General features: G+C 38.6%; 25 protein-coding genes. 19 read left to right on the top strand and 6 right to left on the bottom strand.

Annotated elements, in window-relative coordinates:
• The 11 genes from VXK47_RS13120 to VXK47_RS13070 form a co-directional block, all read left to right on the top strand.
• Window positions 1–344 (top strand): transposase (locus tag VXK47_RS13120; protein WP_435549235.1); only part of this gene is annotated, 344 nt, incomplete at its 5' end.
• A complete protein-coding gene (locus VXK47_RS13115) occupies window positions 341–538 on the top strand; it encodes a hypothetical protein (protein WP_435549234.1) in 198 nt (65 codons plus the stop codon). The genes VXK47_RS13120 and VXK47_RS13115, both read left to right, overlap by 4 nt.
• A 582-nt stretch (window positions 539–1,120) precedes the next feature.
• Window positions 1,121–1,372 carry a DUF4258 domain-containing protein gene (locus VXK47_RS13110; protein ID WP_435549233.1) on the top strand — a complete coding sequence of 84 codons (252 nt, stop codon included), beginning with the start codon at window positions 1,121–1,123 and terminating at the stop codon, window positions 1,370–1,372.
• A complete protein-coding gene (locus VXK47_RS13105; RefSeq protein ID WP_435549232.1) occupies window positions 1,369–1,617 on the top strand; it encodes a DUF2283 domain-containing protein in 249 nt (82 codons plus the stop codon). The genes VXK47_RS13110 and VXK47_RS13105 overlap by 4 nt, the downstream gene beginning before the upstream one ends.
• 619 nt (window positions 1,618–2,236) lie before the next feature.
• The gene (locus VXK47_RS13100) at window positions 2,237–2,467 is read left to right on the top strand and encodes an addiction module protein (protein ID WP_435549231.1); all 231 of its coding nucleotides are present in this window, start codon (window positions 2,237–2,239) and stop codon (window positions 2,465–2,467) included.
• Between the two features lie 670 nt (window positions 2,468–3,137).
• Window positions 3,138–3,428, top strand: a complete 291-nt coding sequence (locus tag VXK47_RS13095; RefSeq protein WP_435549230.1) for a type II toxin-antitoxin system RelE/ParE family toxin — start codon at window positions 3,138–3,140, stop codon at window positions 3,426–3,428.
• Entirely contained in the window at window positions 3,406–3,759 is a 354-nt protein-coding gene (locus VXK47_RS13090) for a helix-turn-helix domain-containing protein (protein ID WP_435549229.1), read from the top strand. The genes VXK47_RS13095 and VXK47_RS13090 overlap by 23 nt, the downstream gene beginning before the upstream one ends.
• 16 nt (window positions 3,760–3,775) lie before the next feature.
• Window positions 3,776–4,006 (top strand): type II toxin-antitoxin system RelE family toxin, encoded by a 231-nt coding sequence (locus VXK47_RS13085; protein WP_435549228.1) that lies wholly within the window; start codon window positions 3,776–3,778, stop codon window positions 4,004–4,006.
• A 12-nt stretch (window positions 4,007–4,018) separates the two neighbouring features.
• Window positions 4,019–4,219, top strand: a complete 201-nt coding sequence (locus tag VXK47_RS13080; protein WP_435549227.1) for a hypothetical protein — start codon at window positions 4,019–4,021, stop codon at window positions 4,217–4,219.
• 369 nt (window positions 4,220–4,588) lie between these two features.
• On the top strand, window positions 4,589–4,837 hold the full coding sequence (locus tag VXK47_RS13075; protein WP_435549226.1) for a type II toxin-antitoxin system Phd/YefM family antitoxin: 249 nt from the start codon (window positions 4,589–4,591) through the stop codon (window positions 4,835–4,837).
• Window positions 4,834–5,220 (top strand): type II toxin-antitoxin system VapC family toxin, encoded by a 387-nt coding sequence (locus VXK47_RS13070; protein WP_435549225.1) that lies wholly within the window; start codon window positions 4,834–4,836, stop codon window positions 5,218–5,220. The genes VXK47_RS13075 and VXK47_RS13070 overlap by 4 nt, the downstream gene beginning before the upstream one ends.
• A 191-nt stretch (window positions 5,221–5,411) precedes the next feature.
• On the opposite strand, the gene VXK47_RS13065 is transcribed toward VXK47_RS13070, so the two are convergent.
• Both VXK47_RS13065 and VXK47_RS13060 read right to left on the bottom strand, forming a co-directional pair.
• A complete protein-coding gene (locus VXK47_RS13065; RefSeq protein ID WP_435549224.1) occupies window positions 5,412–5,687 on the bottom strand; it encodes a hypothetical protein in 276 nt (91 codons plus the stop codon).
• On the bottom strand, window positions 5,672–5,950 hold the full coding sequence (locus VXK47_RS13060; protein ID WP_435549223.1) for an AbrB/MazE/SpoVT family DNA-binding domain-containing protein: 279 nt from the start codon (window positions 5,948–5,950) through the stop codon (window positions 5,672–5,674). The genes VXK47_RS13065 and VXK47_RS13060 overlap by 16 nt, the downstream gene beginning before the upstream one ends.
• Window positions 5,951–6,194: 244 nt before the next feature.
• Here VXK47_RS13060 and VXK47_RS13055 point away from each other — a divergent pair, with 244 nt between their 5' ends.
• Both VXK47_RS13055 and VXK47_RS13050 read left to right on the top strand, forming a co-directional pair.
• Window positions 6,195–6,359 (top strand): BrnT family toxin, encoded by a 165-nt coding sequence (locus VXK47_RS13055; protein WP_435549222.1) that lies wholly within the window; start codon window positions 6,195–6,197, stop codon window positions 6,357–6,359.
• A gap of 15 nt (window positions 6,360–6,374) precedes the next feature.
• Window positions 6,375–6,653 carry a BrnA antitoxin family protein gene (locus VXK47_RS13050; protein WP_435549221.1) on the top strand — a complete coding sequence of 93 codons (279 nt, stop codon included), beginning with the start codon at window positions 6,375–6,377 and terminating at the stop codon, window positions 6,651–6,653.
• 730 nt (window positions 6,654–7,383) lie between these two features.
• Here VXK47_RS13050 and VXK47_RS13045 read toward each other — a convergent pair.
• The 4 genes from VXK47_RS13045 to mdh form a co-directional block, all read right to left on the bottom strand.
• Window positions 7,384–8,073, bottom strand: a complete 690-nt coding sequence (locus VXK47_RS13045) for a hypothetical protein (RefSeq protein WP_435549220.1) — start codon at window positions 8,071–8,073, stop codon at window positions 7,384–7,386.
• A 144-nt stretch (window positions 8,074–8,217) separates the two neighbouring features.
• Window positions 8,218–8,442, bottom strand: a complete 225-nt coding sequence (locus tag VXK47_RS13040; RefSeq protein WP_435549219.1) for a hypothetical protein — start codon at window positions 8,440–8,442, stop codon at window positions 8,218–8,220.
• Between the two features lie 4 nt (window positions 8,443–8,446).
• Window positions 8,447–8,947: a PocR ligand-binding domain-containing protein gene (locus VXK47_RS13035; RefSeq protein WP_435549218.1), complete on the bottom strand. Its 501-nt coding sequence runs from the start codon at window positions 8,945–8,947 to the stop codon at window positions 8,447–8,449.
• A gap of 18 nt (window positions 8,948–8,965) precedes the next feature.
• Window positions 8,966–9,901 (bottom strand): malate dehydrogenase, encoded by a 936-nt coding sequence (gene mdh / locus VXK47_RS13030; RefSeq protein ID WP_435549217.1) that lies wholly within the window; start codon window positions 9,899–9,901, stop codon window positions 8,966–8,968.
• A 495-nt stretch (window positions 9,902–10,396) separates the two neighbouring features.
• Between mdh and VXK47_RS13025 the strand changes: the two genes are divergently transcribed.
• From VXK47_RS13025 to VXK47_RS13000, 6 genes are read left to right on the top strand one after another with little or no spacing between them, the layout of a single operon-like run.
• On the top strand, window positions 10,397–11,365 hold the full coding sequence (locus VXK47_RS13025) for a hypothetical protein (protein WP_435549216.1): 969 nt from the start codon (window positions 10,397–10,399) through the stop codon (window positions 11,363–11,365).
• 35 nt (window positions 11,366–11,400) lie between these two features.
• The gene (locus VXK47_RS13020; RefSeq protein WP_435549215.1) at window positions 11,401–12,024 is read left to right on the top strand and encodes a GTP-binding protein; all 624 of its coding nucleotides are present in this window, start codon (window positions 11,401–11,403) and stop codon (window positions 12,022–12,024) included.
• A gap of 4 nt (window positions 12,025–12,028) precedes the next feature.
• Entirely contained in the window at window positions 12,029–13,201 is a 1,173-nt protein-coding gene (locus tag VXK47_RS13015) for a cyclic nucleotide-binding domain-containing protein (protein ID WP_435549214.1), read from the top strand.
• A 60-nt stretch (window positions 13,202–13,261) separates the two neighbouring features.
• The gene (locus tag VXK47_RS13010; RefSeq protein ID WP_435549213.1) at window positions 13,262–13,606 is read left to right on the top strand and encodes a PilZ domain-containing protein; all 345 of its coding nucleotides are present in this window, start codon (window positions 13,262–13,264) and stop codon (window positions 13,604–13,606) included.
• Window positions 13,607–13,618: 12 nt separating this feature from the next.
• Window positions 13,619–14,509 carry a phosphoribosylaminoimidazolesuccinocarboxamide synthase gene (locus VXK47_RS13005; RefSeq protein ID WP_435549212.1) on the top strand — a complete coding sequence of 297 codons (891 nt, stop codon included), beginning with the start codon at window positions 13,619–13,621 and terminating at the stop codon, window positions 14,507–14,509.
• On the top strand, window positions 14,506–15,468 hold the full coding sequence (locus tag VXK47_RS13000) for a ParB/RepB/Spo0J family partition protein (RefSeq protein ID WP_435549211.1): 963 nt from the start codon (window positions 14,506–14,508) through the stop codon (window positions 15,466–15,468). The genes VXK47_RS13005 and VXK47_RS13000 overlap by 4 nt, the downstream gene beginning before the upstream one ends.
• The last annotated feature ends 158 nt before the right edge of the window (window positions 15,469–15,626 follow it).

Below are 15,626 nucleotides of genomic sequence, written 5' to 3'. Positions count from 1 at the left end.
TTGAGAAAGACAGGCTTGTCGATATTATCAAGCATTTGAGCAGAATCTATTTTGCCGATGTTCTTGGCTATTGCATCATGGGCAATCATTTTCATCTATTAATTCAGATGTATCCTGAAACGACTATAAGCGATGAAGAAGGAGAAGAAAAGGGACAGGCGAATTATGCTTTATTCTCCTTGGGGTTTGGACTTGCTGATTCAGCACATATTGCATTTGCCGAGGCTGGAAAAGCAAAATTTATCACATGTGACGACAAGCTGATGAAAAAATGCCGTAAGCACACGATTAATACTTGGTGTGGCAACCCTGTTCAATTTTGCGCGGAGGAGGATTTAAGATGAAAACGGAGCGTTATCTTACTGAGGAAATAACAATAAAGAAAGGTATCGACGCCCTTGTTAAGGAATTGGGACCGGTCGAGACAATGCGGTTTATAAATTTACCCCGTAAACGACGGCAGGAAAGCGTAAAACGCCACCGTGAGTGGCAAAGGATGCTTGATAAAACGGATTTTTTTGATAAGGTGTTCGAATAGAGTGCATTTTACTACTTCTCGCTTAGATTTTATATGCCTCACTGGCACAAGCAGAAAGTTTAAAAAATAGGAATAAAACGGTTTTCGGTTGACAGTTCACGGTTAACGGTTGAAAGCAGTTGACAGTTGAAAGCGGTTGACAGTTGACAGTTGACGGTTAACGGTTGACGGTTAACGGTTGAAAGCGGTTGACGGTTAACGGTAAACGGTAAAAGAAAGCTAAAAAGATAATTCAATATAAAAAGGCAGAGCCGATATTGACTCTGCTTTTTTTGTTCTCGTTATAAAATCTTAAATAAATCCCAGATTATTTTCAACCGGCAACTGTCAACTGTAAACCGGCAACCGTAAATGTCTCTGCTATTTTATATTTTTGAACCCTGTAGAAACGCAAAACATTGTGTCTCTACAAAGTTTGCCTGAAAATTCCGCATTTTTGCCGGAAAAAGAAAATTTGTCATGAATATAAAATTATGGTATTGTTTCAAAAATGACTGATAGGTAGATATCTTCAATAAATATTATGAAATATCAATCCGGAAAATGATGAAATACAAGTGAAAACCTATTCTTTATCAGCTTATGAATTATAAATTGACTCAACATGCAAAAGACGCAATAATAAAAAGAAAGGTTGAACTGAAATGGATAGAACAGGCAGTGTCATTTCCTCAGCATATTGAGCAGGATGCAACTGATTCCATGTTGGAACACCGCATGGCGGTAATCCCTGAGAATGAAAGCCGTGTGCTTCGTGTTATAATAAACCCACACACAAATCCTTTGTTGGTGGTAACATTGTTTTTTGACCGCAGAATGAAAGGTAAACTATGAAGCTAAAAATCGATAATGAAGCAGATGCTCTTTACCTGACTCTTGATGAGTCGAATGCTGTGGAATCTGAAGAGGTTTCCCCCGGCATCATTGTGGACTACAACACAGAGAACCATGTGGTCGGCATAGAAATGCTTTACTTGTCCAAAAGAACTCCTAAATTGGATACAGGCAGACTCCTCTTTGAAATGGCTCCAAAATCACGTTCCGCAGAATCCGATGTTATAGACATGTCCAACACCTGATTATTATTTGCTTTACCTAATCTATCATCATATTATAGTAAATCCTGATTCCGAACCGCCACCCTGCTTCTTCTCGGCTTCGGCCTTGTTGGTCTTGCAGGTGCAGGCAGAAAAATTAAAAAATAGAGATAAAGCGGTTTACGGTTGACGGTTAACGGTTAACGGTTGAAAGCGGTTGACAGTTGAAAGCGGTTGACGGTTGAAAGCGGTTAACGGTTAGCGGTTGACGGTTGACGGTTAACGGTTGACGGTTGACGGTTAACGGTAAAAGAAAGCTGAAAAGATAATTCAAGTAAAAAAGGCAGAGTCGATATTGACTCTGCCTTTTTTATTTCCGTTATAAAATCTTAAATAAATCTCAGATTATTTTCAACCGGCAACTGTCAACTGTAAACCGGCAACCGGAAATGTCTTTGCTATTTTTTACTTTTGAACTTTGTAGAGACGCAAAATATTGCGTCTCTACAAAGTTTACCTGAAAATTCCGCATTTTTACCGGTAAAAGAAAATTTGTCATGAAGCTAAAATTATGGTATTAATTAAAAAACTGAATGATATTTGATGAATTCGAATCAACCGTTTCGGGAAAATTCCAGATACAGAGATAATGGAGGTGTCCATGTCTGACTTACTGAAAAAAATAGAGAATGAGGCTCTTGGTCTTTCTATCCAGGAACGCGCTTTTTTAGCTGACCGTTTACTCAGTTCTCTTGGTGAAGATGTACTTTCAGATATAGATAATGCCTGGATAGCCGAGGCTGAGCGCCGTTATAAGGAATATAAGGAAGGTAAACGCTCAGGTGTTGCTGCAAGCAATGTGTTTGACGAAGCAGATCGGATGTTGAAGTGAATTTTGTTATTTTCGATCATGATGCCAGATCTGAATTTTTGTCAGCTGTCCGGTATTACGAGGACTTCCAAAAAGGCTTGGGATATCGCTTTCGCCTCGTTGTTGAATCTGCTGCAAAAAAGATCTCTGAGGCACCATTTCATGTATCGCATACTTAAAGCACCTTTCAGACGTCATTTGTTACCGAAATTTCCATACTCAATTATTTACGCCATTGAACCTGATCATATCCGAATCATTGCTGTTGCCCACAGTAAGCGCAAGCCTGGATATTGGTCGGCGCGCATCCCGGATAATGATGAAAATTGTAAGGAATAGAAAAGAATAATTAAATAACAAAAGAGGCAGAGTAGATATTGACTCTGCTTTTTTTGTTCTCGTTATAAAATCTTAAATAAATCTCATATTTTTTTCAACCGGAAACTGTCAACTGTAAACTGTAAACCCTTTTTTTACCGAAAACAGCTTTGAGACAAAATCGGTAAAGAGCTGTCTGCCCGCAACTCTTTCCTTATATCTATCCTGAATTAATTCCGTAAATAGTTATTTTGGTCGCTGCCAAAACCAGTTTCATTTTCCTGTTGCTTCAATATCGCAAATACGCTATAATAATACAACGAACTGGAAGATCATATATTTCAGCGAATCTGTGCAGCAAGAAATTCTCGTCATGCCGGCAGGCTTTCTTGCCCGGTATCTTCGATATTCCGACAGAATGGAGGTGTTTGGCCCGGACTTGGGTATGCCACACACTCGCGCAATGGGTGAAGGACTGTTTGAGCTGCGGTTAAAAGCCACAGAAGGAATCGCACGGGTCTTTTACTGCACAGTGGATGGCAAAAAGATAGTAGTTCTACACCAGTTCATCAAGAAAACCGGCAAAACTCCATCCAGGGAGTTTGAAACAGCCCGACGGCGGATGAGGGAGGTAAAAAAAAATGCTAACACACAAAGAACTTAAGGCTCGCGCTCTCGATCGTGCAGATGTTAAAGATGAATATGACCAGCTTGATGATGAGTTTTCTCTTCTCGATCAGTTTCTGAAGGCTCGCTCGGCTGCCGGTATCACTCAGGCAGAAGTTGCCGAACGTATCGGAACAACCCAGTCCGTAATAGCACGACTTGAATCTGGAAGCGGAAAACATTCACCATCACTTGCCACATTGCAAAAATATGCTAATGCACTTGGATGCCGTCTGGAAATGAAAATAGTTAAGGTAAAGTCGTCTAATAGAGAAAAAAATCACCCAGCCTGCGCTACCAATCACCCAGCCTGCGCTACCAAGAGATAAGCCGGTACAAGGGTAATTGAGAGGGGAGAAAAAGGACAGAAAAAGGGACAGGCGAATAATACTTGACGTACCTATTGTTTATGGAATTGAAGAAATCTCTAATGATTTGAAGGGTGACGTCAAACGCTTGGCCAACTTTACGCCGGAATACAGATTAAGAGTCGGCGATTATAGAATCCTTTTCGAAACGTATAAAGACAAAATCACCATTTACAGAATACTTCATCGTAAAGATGTATATAAATAACGGAAGGATAACATGATGGAATTAAATCCCCAGATCATTGAAAAGCACGGAAAAAAAGAATTTGTGATACTTACCTATGAAGATTTTCTAAAAGTTCAGGAAGAACTCGAAAATTATAATGATCTTCGTATGCTCCGCGAAGCTAAAGAGAAAGAAGGCAATTCTTGCACGATAAGTTTTAAAGAAGCAAAGAAAAAATTTAATATTGAATAAGAAGCGGCGGTTAGATTTGTCGGCCTTGCAGGTGTAAAACGGTTAACGGTTGAAAGCGGTTGACAGTTGACGGTTGAAAGCGGTTGACAGTTGACGGTTCACAGTTAACGGTAAAAGAAATAATTCAATACAAAAAGGCAGATAAGAATTATTAACTCCGGTTAAATAGTTCCTCTCTCTAATCATTCCGGACTTGATTCGGTTCGAAGAACGGACACCCGTAATCCAAAAGAATTTTACGGTTGGGGATGACAGGGTGGCGAAAGGATTTGGAAAGTAATTGGGTCCGTAACTTTCAACGTTCCAATTTCTATTGACAAACCATGATGATGCACTAGACTGTGTTCATTAAACTCTAAGAGGTGTTCCATGCTAACAATCAATATCCGGGAAGCAAAGACGCACCTTTCACGCCTGGTCGATGAGGCCGCAAAAGGTAATGTTTTTATCATTGCCAAGGCAGGAAAGCCGATGGTCAAGGTTTTGCCACTATCCGAAGGTGAGTTGCAAGAGGCTGAAAAGCTGGGGTTCATGTCGGGTGAGATTTCAGTGCCGGACGATTTTGATTCTCTGGCAGCAACGGAGATGATCCAACTTTTTGAAGGTAGACCCTCTTGAAATTGCTGCTGGATACGCATATTGTCCTATGGGCTGCAGGGCAGCCGGAAAAACTCTCCGAATCAGCCCGTATTCTTTTGACAACGCCCGAGAACATTTTGTACTTCAGTGCAGCCAGTATGTGGGAGATTATGATCAAACGGGGTTTGGGACGGGAGGATTTCAAGGTAAATCCGCGCCGCTTGAGAAAGATGCTCATCGTGCATGGATATACCGAGCTGCCTGTAACCGCGGAGCATGCCTTTACGGTCGAGACGTTGCCTTTGCTTCATAAAGACCCTTTTGATCGCTTGCTGCTGGCCCAAGCCCGTACGGAAGGGATGTTGTTGCTTACGGTTGATGCTTTCGTTTTACAATATCAAGAATCCGTGCTGGCTGTTTGATTGCGGCAAGTTAACGGGTATTGATATATTTACATGACCAATAATGGACAGGCGAATAATGCATGACAAGCCCATTGTTTGCGGTTAATAGCTAAGCAGTGTGAAAACAAATTTATATAAACGGAGGATTATATGCCAAAAATCGCCAGAATGATCGTGGCGGATCAAAAAACGGCAAAACATCATCATCATCATGATTCGCGTAAAAGGATATCATGGGTTCCGATTGTTCGGAATACAACCGCTTCCCCATCAAAATTAAAGGTAAAGCGATATTTCATCGTCACCGAGCCTTCCCAGCGATCCTGAGTCCCCTGGATTTTTTTTACTCTTATTGAAGGATGAAGCATATCAGCAAGGAAGAGGCTTAATTTTTGGTTAAAGGCTTGCTGAATTTCATTGGGCAGCACATTGTATTGTTTTTTAAATTTTTTACTGAAGCGGTAAGATTCTATTCTTTTAACCATTTCAAACCTTCTTCGGCAGTATTAAAGGTCGGCGAAAGCTTTTTATTTGCAATCTCACTTTCTGCTTCAGTTTCTGCTATCTGCCATTCTCTGGTCCAGTACCAATCCTGCGAAGGATCGATAAGCCTGCGCGGTTTTAAAACAACCTGCCCGCTTTCCACAGCCACTTCGATATAGTCACCCGGAACTATCTTAAGCTCCGCAAGCACTTTTTTAGGTATCCGGATTTGCCCTTGAGGGCTGATTTTCATAATTGTTGGCATATTTGTCTCCTGTAACAATTAAACTTTTAAACAAAAAAATAACTGACTTTAACATTAAAGTCAAGATGGATGTAGCCTCTTATCTTTTTGTCTTTTTTTATCGAGCGCTAACTGTCAAGCATTTTTTACCGAAAACGGCTTTGAGCCAAAATCAGTAATTCACATTTTTTCCTGCATCAGCGGTGGAGCATATTTTCAGAATTTTATTGACATTCTAACAAATGTAGTTATTATTGTAGTTACAATGCGATTTGAATGGGATGAGAACAAAAACGCCGAGAACATGCGAAAACACGGACTGAATTTTGCCGATGCCTGGCAGGTATTCCGGAATCCGATACTCGTGAAGGCAGATGACCGTGAAGATTACGAAAAAGGATCAGGAAACTATCCGCATGATCTTCAATGAGAAAGGCAACAAAAAATGAGCGCACAAGATATGAAAAAGCTATCAAAGACGAACTGGGCGAAGATTAAGGCCATGAAGGACAGCGATATTAATTTTTCCGATATTCCTGAACTTGATGATAATTTCTTTGCAGAAGCCAAGCTGTGGCCCGGCAAGAAGAAGCAGATTACCCTCCGGCTCGACCCGGACGTGATTGAATTCTTCAAAGCGGGGGGGCGGGGTTATCAGAGCAATATCAATGCCGCTCTCCGACGGTACATGGAGGTGCATCAGCGCCGCCTGAAGAGTACTTGATCCTGCTTACTCGCATAAAAGAAATGGCTCTGCCTTTTTTATTTCCGTTGTTGCCCCTCTATAGAGACGCAAGATTTTGCGTCTCTATAATGCGTCTCTACAAGGAACACCACTACATGCCTGTTAAATGTAAATCATTTTTTACCTTACCGAAAACAGCTTTGAGCCAAAACCGGATTTTGCGCTATTTGTCAAACGAACCACTGTGGCCATGATCAACCGCACCGCTTTGTTCATGGATTATGCCCGGAACTTCATATTCGATGCGCCCATTTTTTCAAATTGGAATTTTGTAATTATTCTTCCTTGCTTCTTCAGCTACTTTTGCGGCAGCCCTTTGCAGTGCTTTTAATCCAATTATGGCATATTTATTGTGTGTTTTCATCATTTACTCCGATTCATCTATAATAATTGGCATGTTACCGGAAGTGTCGAAAATAATCCATGAATCCGCCAGCTGCTTATAAAACATATTAAATTTGCCCGACTAAACTTTTATCTGTCTCCGTGATCTCTGTGTGCTCTGTGAGAGCATTAATTTCCGATATTATCTTTAGCCAATTCCAAAACTCCAAAACCTGCCATTTCATCGATGTTTCCAAACGGCAATCCGGTTTATAAGTGACTGAAATCATGGATGCCCGACAAGAGCATTCGGGCATGACAAAATATTTTGCATTTGCCCACTCTTCTATAGAGTTATAGCAGCGCATATTCCGGGAAACCTGTCCTACGGTTGTCCTGTATACATTTGCATCTTTTGCCTCACATCTGCCGGCATGCCCCAGGAAAGTTCATTAAGCAGGTGCTGATACAATACTTTCCACCCGGGACTGTCCTTTGAAGCAAGAGACTGTCTGTCACTCACAAGCTTTCGCCTGATTTCAGCCACATTATGATAATCCGGCCAATTCTTTTCAGCCTCTGAAAAAGAATTTATGGCCGCACTTACATCCCTTTCCAAAATTTGCCTGAAGCCTGCCAGCTCCCACTCTCTGGCACTGGCCGGGCTGGTCTTCCCGTATTTTTGTTTTGAGTTTCCTGATGACTCTTCTGTTGATGTCAGCGGTTTTTGCGGTATCACTTCCTGTATATTCCGGATATCGTTTTTTACTCCTTTTTGAGTGTTTTCTATATCCTGAACTGCTGCATCAGAAAGTTCTTTTACTTTTTGCGGATTTGCCGCATTTTCTTTAATCTTAGACAGGTAATCCTGTTGGGCAAGCAAAGAATCCTGCATAGTATCCTTAAGAGTGCTTATTCTGTCTCCCATCTCTAAAACACCGATTTTCCAGGTTCGGTTTTTGAGCATTTCCTTCAAATCGGGTCCAAGCCACATCACAGCAAAAACAATAAGAACCGGCCAAATAAAAATTTTTATTATTTCCAAAACTAATTCCGCACGGCTTTTATCTGCCATTATAATACCCCCTGCCCTATTGTTAAGTGCTTCACACCCTATACTGAACTTTTAAGCATCTCCATCATTTTCTGCTGCATATTCTGTGTAACAATCATACGATTATGGCCGGATGCAAGCCTATTTCCCAACAGTCTGCCTGCATCAGCCGCATTTGGCCATAACTTCCGGCTGTTTGCTTATATCCGGTATCATTTCAGGGGTGATTTTGAGATTTTTTCCGTAAAGCATTTGCGGAATTCCCACGCTGCATGTTAAGGAGAGTTGCCAGGCTTTATATGACATCCGGAACAGATTGAATTTGCCCCGGATGCCTGTCTTCATCCCAAATGGCGGGAAATGGTGTGTTACGGCTTTCCACAAGACCATCTACTTATAAATCACCTGTTATTTTATCAATTTCTTTTTTAATTAATTCTACTAAATTTTCAGCCTGTTGAGTGCTTATACCTGCAATACCGACTGAAAGATTGTCAAGCTTTTCTTCTTCAATTCCGGTTATTTTATTTATCAGAAATGTATCAGCTTCCGCATCATCGAGCAGCAGGCCACAAGCTCCGACAGCACCAATAAATTCACCTTTTACAAATATTGGATAAATAATCTTTACAAGCCCGGCATCACATTCTTCTATAACTGCTTTTTTTGTTTGTTTTGCCTGTATTGCAAGGTTCATATGAGCCACAGCACATATGAAGCTTTGCCCCTTATCGTTTGCCTTGATTTCAGGACAGAGTTTGTTCGGCCATTTTTGAAAATCGCTTATTCGGATACCTTTGATATCAAACACATTGGCACAAAGACCGGATTTTATGCATATCTCTTTTTCAAGCTCAACCCATTTTTCAAGAGACAATATATCGGTAAGTTCCATCTTTTTGTTCCTATTATTTCAAACAGCAACCTTTTTTAAAATTTCTTTTAATTCGGACACTGCATCAGCTGACTTTTTAAGTGCTGCTTTTTCTTCTTCAGTCATTTTGATTTGTATAATTTCTTCTATACCTTTTGAACCCAGTTTCACAGGCACTCCTATAAACAGGCCATTAATCCCGTATTCGCCTTCAAGGTATGCTGCACATGGAAGTATTTTTTTCTTATCTTTCAAAATAGATTCGGCCATTTCAACAGCTGCTGAAGCAGGTGCGTAATACGCGCTTCCGGTTTTTAAAAGAGAGACGATTTCAGCTCCTCCGTTTGCAGTCCTTTTAACCAGTTCATCTATGCGTTCTTTTGAAAGCAATTCAGTTATTGGAATACCGGCAACAGTCGAATATCTCGGCAGCGGAACCATGGTATCCCCATGACCTCCAAGAACAAACGCATGAGTGTTTTCAACCGAAACATTAAGTTCCATAGCTATAAAAGCTCTGAATCGTGCTGAATCAAGCACACCGGCCATACCTATTATTCTGTTCTTGGGAAATCCACTTGCTTCATAAGCAACATGGCACATGGCATCAAGAGGGTTGCTTACGATAATAATTATTGCATCGGGTGAAAGAGCTGCAACCTGTTTAGTTACATTTTTAACGATTCCGGCATTTGTGCTGATAAGGTCATCGCGGCTCATGCCGGGTTTTCTTGGTATTCCTGCGGTAATTATAATTATATCCGATCCGGCTGAAGCTTCATAAGCGTTGGCTCCTGTGATATGCGCATCATGCTTTTCTATCGGGGCCGCCTCCATGAGATCAAGAGCTTTACCCTGAGGTACACCTTCAACAATATCTATCAATACAACATCACATAATTCCTTTTCTGCAAGACGCTGAGCAGCAGTAGCTCCAACATTTCCGGCTCCAATTACAGTTACTTTCTTATCCATAATGACTCCTTTATATTAATTTTGATTTATTATATATTATGACAGATTTATAAAAAACCTGCTACAGATATGCTCAGGTCTTTTATGAGGTTTGAAAAATTTTGAATCGGTGAATTTCAGGTAATAACAATTTTAATTACTGTCAATATGTTTTATCCTGAAGAGTATTGCTGAAAAAACAAAACAAGCTATAATGAAGCACATTAGTTATTATGACTGTATTTGTCTATTGTTTTATGAGGTGTTGACATTGTGTATTAAAATAAGGTATTAAACTAAGAAAGACACAAAAACAATACATTAGTTTTAAACTTTACAGGTAATACTTTCTTCTTCGGCAAGATTAATTCATGTACTTTTTACATGCACATCAATTGATTGGAGTTTTCATATATGCTGCAATAATTTAAATATGCCGGATACACCCTGAATATGTTCATATTATGGCAGATGATAAATACATTATAATTGTTAGGTTTTGTGAGATAATTATTTATGGATATCAAGGAACAAATTAAATCAGCATTGCAGGAAGCTGAGATGTATAGAGCCCAAGGTTTATTGAATGAGGCGATGCAGACATATAAAAATGTTATAGAACTAATTAATAAAAGCATAAAGCCTGAAAACGGCCGGCAACTGATTCAAGGTATTAATAATAAAATTGAATCGTTAAAAATTGTTATATCTAAACACAATGCTTCTGATAAAATACCCGAACTTTCCGTAGATACCCAGAATCTGATAAAGGAAAAATTTACTTTTTCAAACGACAAAGAATCATCAATTCTTGAGGGAGCTATAGTACTCACCAAATTCGGTCAATTCGAAAGAGCTATAAAAGAATTTAATGAATTATTAAAAATAGATACTTTACGGCTTGTTGCAGCAAAAAATATTTTAAGATGTTATTTTGCATCTTCCGGACAAGATCATGCTGTTTCTCAATATAAAGAGTGGATGAAGCTTGGCATCTTTTCCGAAGGTCAAAAAGAAAAAATAAAGTTTTTTTTAGAAAACCTGCTAAAGGAAAAAGGAAATAAGCTTCTTAAGGCAGAGGTTAAAGAGGATGGAGATAAACAGGAATTAACCGGGCAAAATACTCTTGCTGAAAGAAAAATTCCGGGCAAACCTTTGTTGAACATTCCAAAAACAGATCACAATGAAGAAGAATTTTTAGATATAAGTTCGGTTGGAATCAGCTTTGATACGGATCGGAAAAAAGGGTTGGAAGTTCTTTTGGATGTTGCTTTTCAATCAGAGAATATGGTCAGTTTAATTGTTCCTGACAGGGAGAAAGAATTGATAGAAAAATTCAAAATCGGTTTAAGATTAAACAATATTATTTTTTATTCACCAATTGCTATCTTGAACGGCTCGGGTGTTATACTCGCTTTTTCTAAGATCGACTCTGGTCCTAAAGCAGGAAATTATAGTCTCGATTTAAAAATGTTTACTGATTAGCATTTGATATATCATTATGCTCGGAGTTATGTAAGATGGCGGTTTTTAATCTAAAAAGTCGTGAAATTGAATGCAAAATTGTTTTTTACGGTCCCGGCAGGTCGGGCAAAACCACAAATCTTGAATATATTTTCAAAACCTACAAAAAGCAGGTATCCGACCAGATGGTCACTATTGATACCGAGGGGGATAGAACCCTCTTTTTTGATTTTCTTCCCATGGGTCTTGGCAAAATTAAAGGGTGCGATATTAAAGTACAGTTATATACCGTACCTGGTCAGGTTCAATACAGTTCTACGCGCAAACTGGTTTTAAAAGGTGCTGACGGAATTGTTTTTGTAGCCGATTCTTTTGCAATAAGACGGGAAAAGAATATGCTTTCGCTCAAGGATCTTGATCAGAACCTGAAAGAATGCGGCCTCAATATTTTCAAAATCCCCCTTATACTTCAATATAACAAAAGAGATATAGCTGATATCCCAGGCAACACCATACCGATCATGCCCATAGAAGTAATGCAAAAAGATCTGAACAGGCAGCTCAAAGCTCCGTATTTTCCTGCCAGCGCTTTAACTGGTCAGGGTGTAGGTGCTACGCTGAAAGAATGTTTAAAACTGACTCTTGTTCATTTACAAAAAGAATTTAACTGGGCTCAATAGATTAATGAGTAATATATCACTTTCGGGTAATTTGAATTTTCTTAATCTTGGTGAACTGTTCCAGATTTTTGGCACAAACTCAAGCACAGGTGTTTTAAAGATTAAAAGTAAATACTCTCAGGAACCCGGATTGTTGTACTTTATAAAAGGAAATGTTGTTGATGCTTCTGCCGGAATGAAAAAGGGCATTGATGCCGCATATGCACTTTTCGGATGGACTGATGGTGAATTTGAATTTTATGAAGAAGAAGTAAAAGCAAAAAATACCGTACAGAAAAGCAGAATGGAAATAACATTAGATGCTTTAAGAATGCTTGATGATGGACAGATAGAAAAACTTGGTCCCGTTTCTTTTTCAAAAACACCCTCAGAACGCTCTGACAAAGGATCGGCTATCCCGGTGATAAGAGGCCAATTAGTTGATTATGCATACGTAGTTGACGAAGAAGAACATTATGACGGCAACAAAATAATTGAAGAGGGCAAATTCGGCAACTGGATTTGGACTATATTGGAAGGAACAGTTGAAATTGTCAAGGAAACCGAGAAGGGTACTATAAAAATTCTAAGATTGAGCGATGGTTCCTTTATTGGAAGTTTATCGGCAGTTATGCCCGGGGAAAAGGCCAGAAACGTTTCTGCAATAGCCGTTGGTACAGTGCAGCTCGGCTTGCTCGATTCACAAAGGCTTTACAGTGAATACAGCAAATTATCTTCCGAAATGAAGGAGATAATACAAAGCCTTGACAACAGGCTGCAAAAGCAAACAAACTTATTGGTTGAAATATTTTTAAATAAAATAAGCGTAAAGGATCTTTTACAAAACAAGAAAATACTGATCGAACAGGGTTCAAGCAATAACAAATGTTATAAAATAACTGAAGGAGAAGTTTTAATAGTCCGCAATACAAAAAACGGCTACCTGCCAATAGTAGATCTTTGTACCGGAGATTTTATAGGACAAATTCCCTTTTTAAATATTGGCCAGGAACCGCACTCAGCAACAGTTTTGGGTTCAAGAAACATCAAAGCTGCTGCTATTGAAACAACAGACATACAGAAAGAATACGATAATCTTTCGTCAACCTTTAAGAATGTCCTGGAAAATATCGGAACAAGTATATCTGCAACTACAATGGTTGCAACTGAAATGCAAAGAAAAAGCATGACAAAATAACAATATTAAATAGTGGCTTTTTAAAGACTTCTTATTACTCTATAAGGAAAAGGTATAAATATGATAGAAAATAAGAGAAAACACTTTAGATTAAATTCGCTGAATTTGTCGCATGTAGGAGTCTATGAAAACGATTTATTAGTAAGACAGGGAATGGGCAGAACTCTTAATGTTTCGGAATCGGGAATTCTGCTTGAAACAAATTTTCCGATTAACCATAAAAGCAATGTTTTGCTGTCTATCGGGCTGGAAGAAGATCTGGTGGACATTAAAGGCAATATTGTCCATACGATACTAGCCGGCAAAGACAAATACAAGACAGGCCTTAAAATTAATAACATCACAAAACCAGGCCTTGAAATTGTAAAAGGATATATATCTGATTTCACATCTAAAATAAATTGAAAGGGAAATTGAATGACCCAGGCAGTATGCGAGACAGAATTTAAGGATATTAAACTTCATAAACGAGGCAAGGTCAGAGATGTTTATGACCTCGGCGATAAACTTTTAATGGTTGCTACAGACAGAATTTCTGCTTTTGATGTAGTGATGCCTGATCCTATACCGGATAAAGGTAAAATTCTTTCAAAGATATCCTTGTTCTGGTTTAAAATGATGGAATCTGTTGTTAAAAATCATGTTATTTCAGGTGATGTAAATGATTATCCTTTTGAATGCAGACAATATTCGGATATTTTAAATCAAAGGAGCATGCTTGTCAAAAAAACCGAGCCGCTTCCTGTTGAATGTGTAGTAAGAGGATACTTGTCAGGGTCAGGATGGAATTCCTATAAAGAGAGTGGAGAAATTTGCGGTATCGGACTTCCAAAAGGTTTGAAAGAATCCGATAAGTTGCCCGAACCGATATTTACACCTTCAACAAAAGAAGAAATAGGACTTCATGACATAAACATAGATTTCAATGAAACCGTCAGAAGAATAGGTAAAGAAACAGCTGATAAAATTAGATACTTAAGTATTGAAATATATAAAAAAGGGGCGGAGTTTGCAGCACAAAAAGGTATCATGATTGCTGATACAAAATTTGAATTCGGGCTTATAGACAATGAAATTATTATCATAGATGAGATTCTTACTCCTGATTCATCAAGATTCTGGCCTGAAGATTCTTATAAACCGGGCGGTCCTCAATCAAGCTTCGACAAACAATATTTAAGAGATTATCTTTCTTCAATTAAATGGGATAAAAACCCGCCTGCGCCCTCTATCCCAAAAGAAATTATTAAAAATACCCGTAGCAAATACATGGAAGCATTGAAATTACTCACCGGCTCCGAATTATGATATCGGAAGAAAAAATTATATTATGTTCTTCGGTTTTAGCAGAAGATGACACTTTTAAAATAACTACGGAAGAAAGCACAGATACTCTTGCCCGTTCAATAAATAACGAAGGTCTTATAAATCCGCCGATACTGACCGGAAGCAATTCCGGATATATCATTGTAAGCGGCTTTAGACGCTTCAATGCAATTAAAAGTCTTGGACGGGCAAATTTCACTGCCAGAGTGCTAGACAAAAAGACCAGCGCTCTTGAATGTATAAAACTTGCCATAAGTGACAATTCTTTTCAGAGGCCCCTAAATTTAATCGAATACTCCAGATGTTATAAAATGCTTTCGAAATATTATGAAAGTAAAGAGCTGCCGTCGGCAGCTTTACTGCTTGGTCTTCATGATAATCCTGCTTTGATAAAAAAAATCATGAAACTCTGTGACCTGCCGGTTTCCATACATAAATATATTCTTTCAGATACACTTTCTCTGGCAATGGCACTTGAACTTATAAAACCGGAGTATATTCAAATCGGAACACAAATCGCCGATATTTTTGACCGGTTAAAGCTTAGCCTTAATAAACAGCGGGAATTTCTTGCTCTTTGTTATGAGATCGCCGTAAGGGAAGATATCAGCGTTTCAGATTTGATAAATGGAGATGATTTTTATAATATTTTATCCGATCAAAACCTTGATAGAAACCAAAAAACTCGTTTTATAAGAACCCATTTAAAAAAAAGGCGTTTCCCATCTATTAAAAAGGCTGAATCGGAGTTTGAAAATAATATGATAAAACTTGGCCTGGTTGAAGGTGTTAAGCTTATACCACCTGCTAATTTTGAAGGAAATTCTTTTACATTAAATATGGAGTTTAAAAAAATTACAGACCTGGATAAGCAAACGGCATATCTTAAAAAGCTTATAAATAATCCTGCGCTTGAAAAAATCCTTTCAAAAGATATTTGATGAACTTGTAAAAAGCACACCAACCATAATAATTAATACCCGAATGGCATTTTGGATTTATTATTTTATTCCGGATGCTTGTCAGCAAAATCAGCATATTGTCCTTCATTTTATGCTGTTGACAACAAGATTCTTCTTCTTATTTTAATAAAGACAAC

Source organism: Desulfobacterium sp. N47 (assembly GCF_051233685.1).
Classification (GTDB): domain Bacteria; phylum Desulfobacterota; class Desulfobacteria; order Desulfobacterales; family RPRI01; genus RPRI01.
This window is presented reverse-complemented; position numbering and strand designations above follow the sequence as displayed.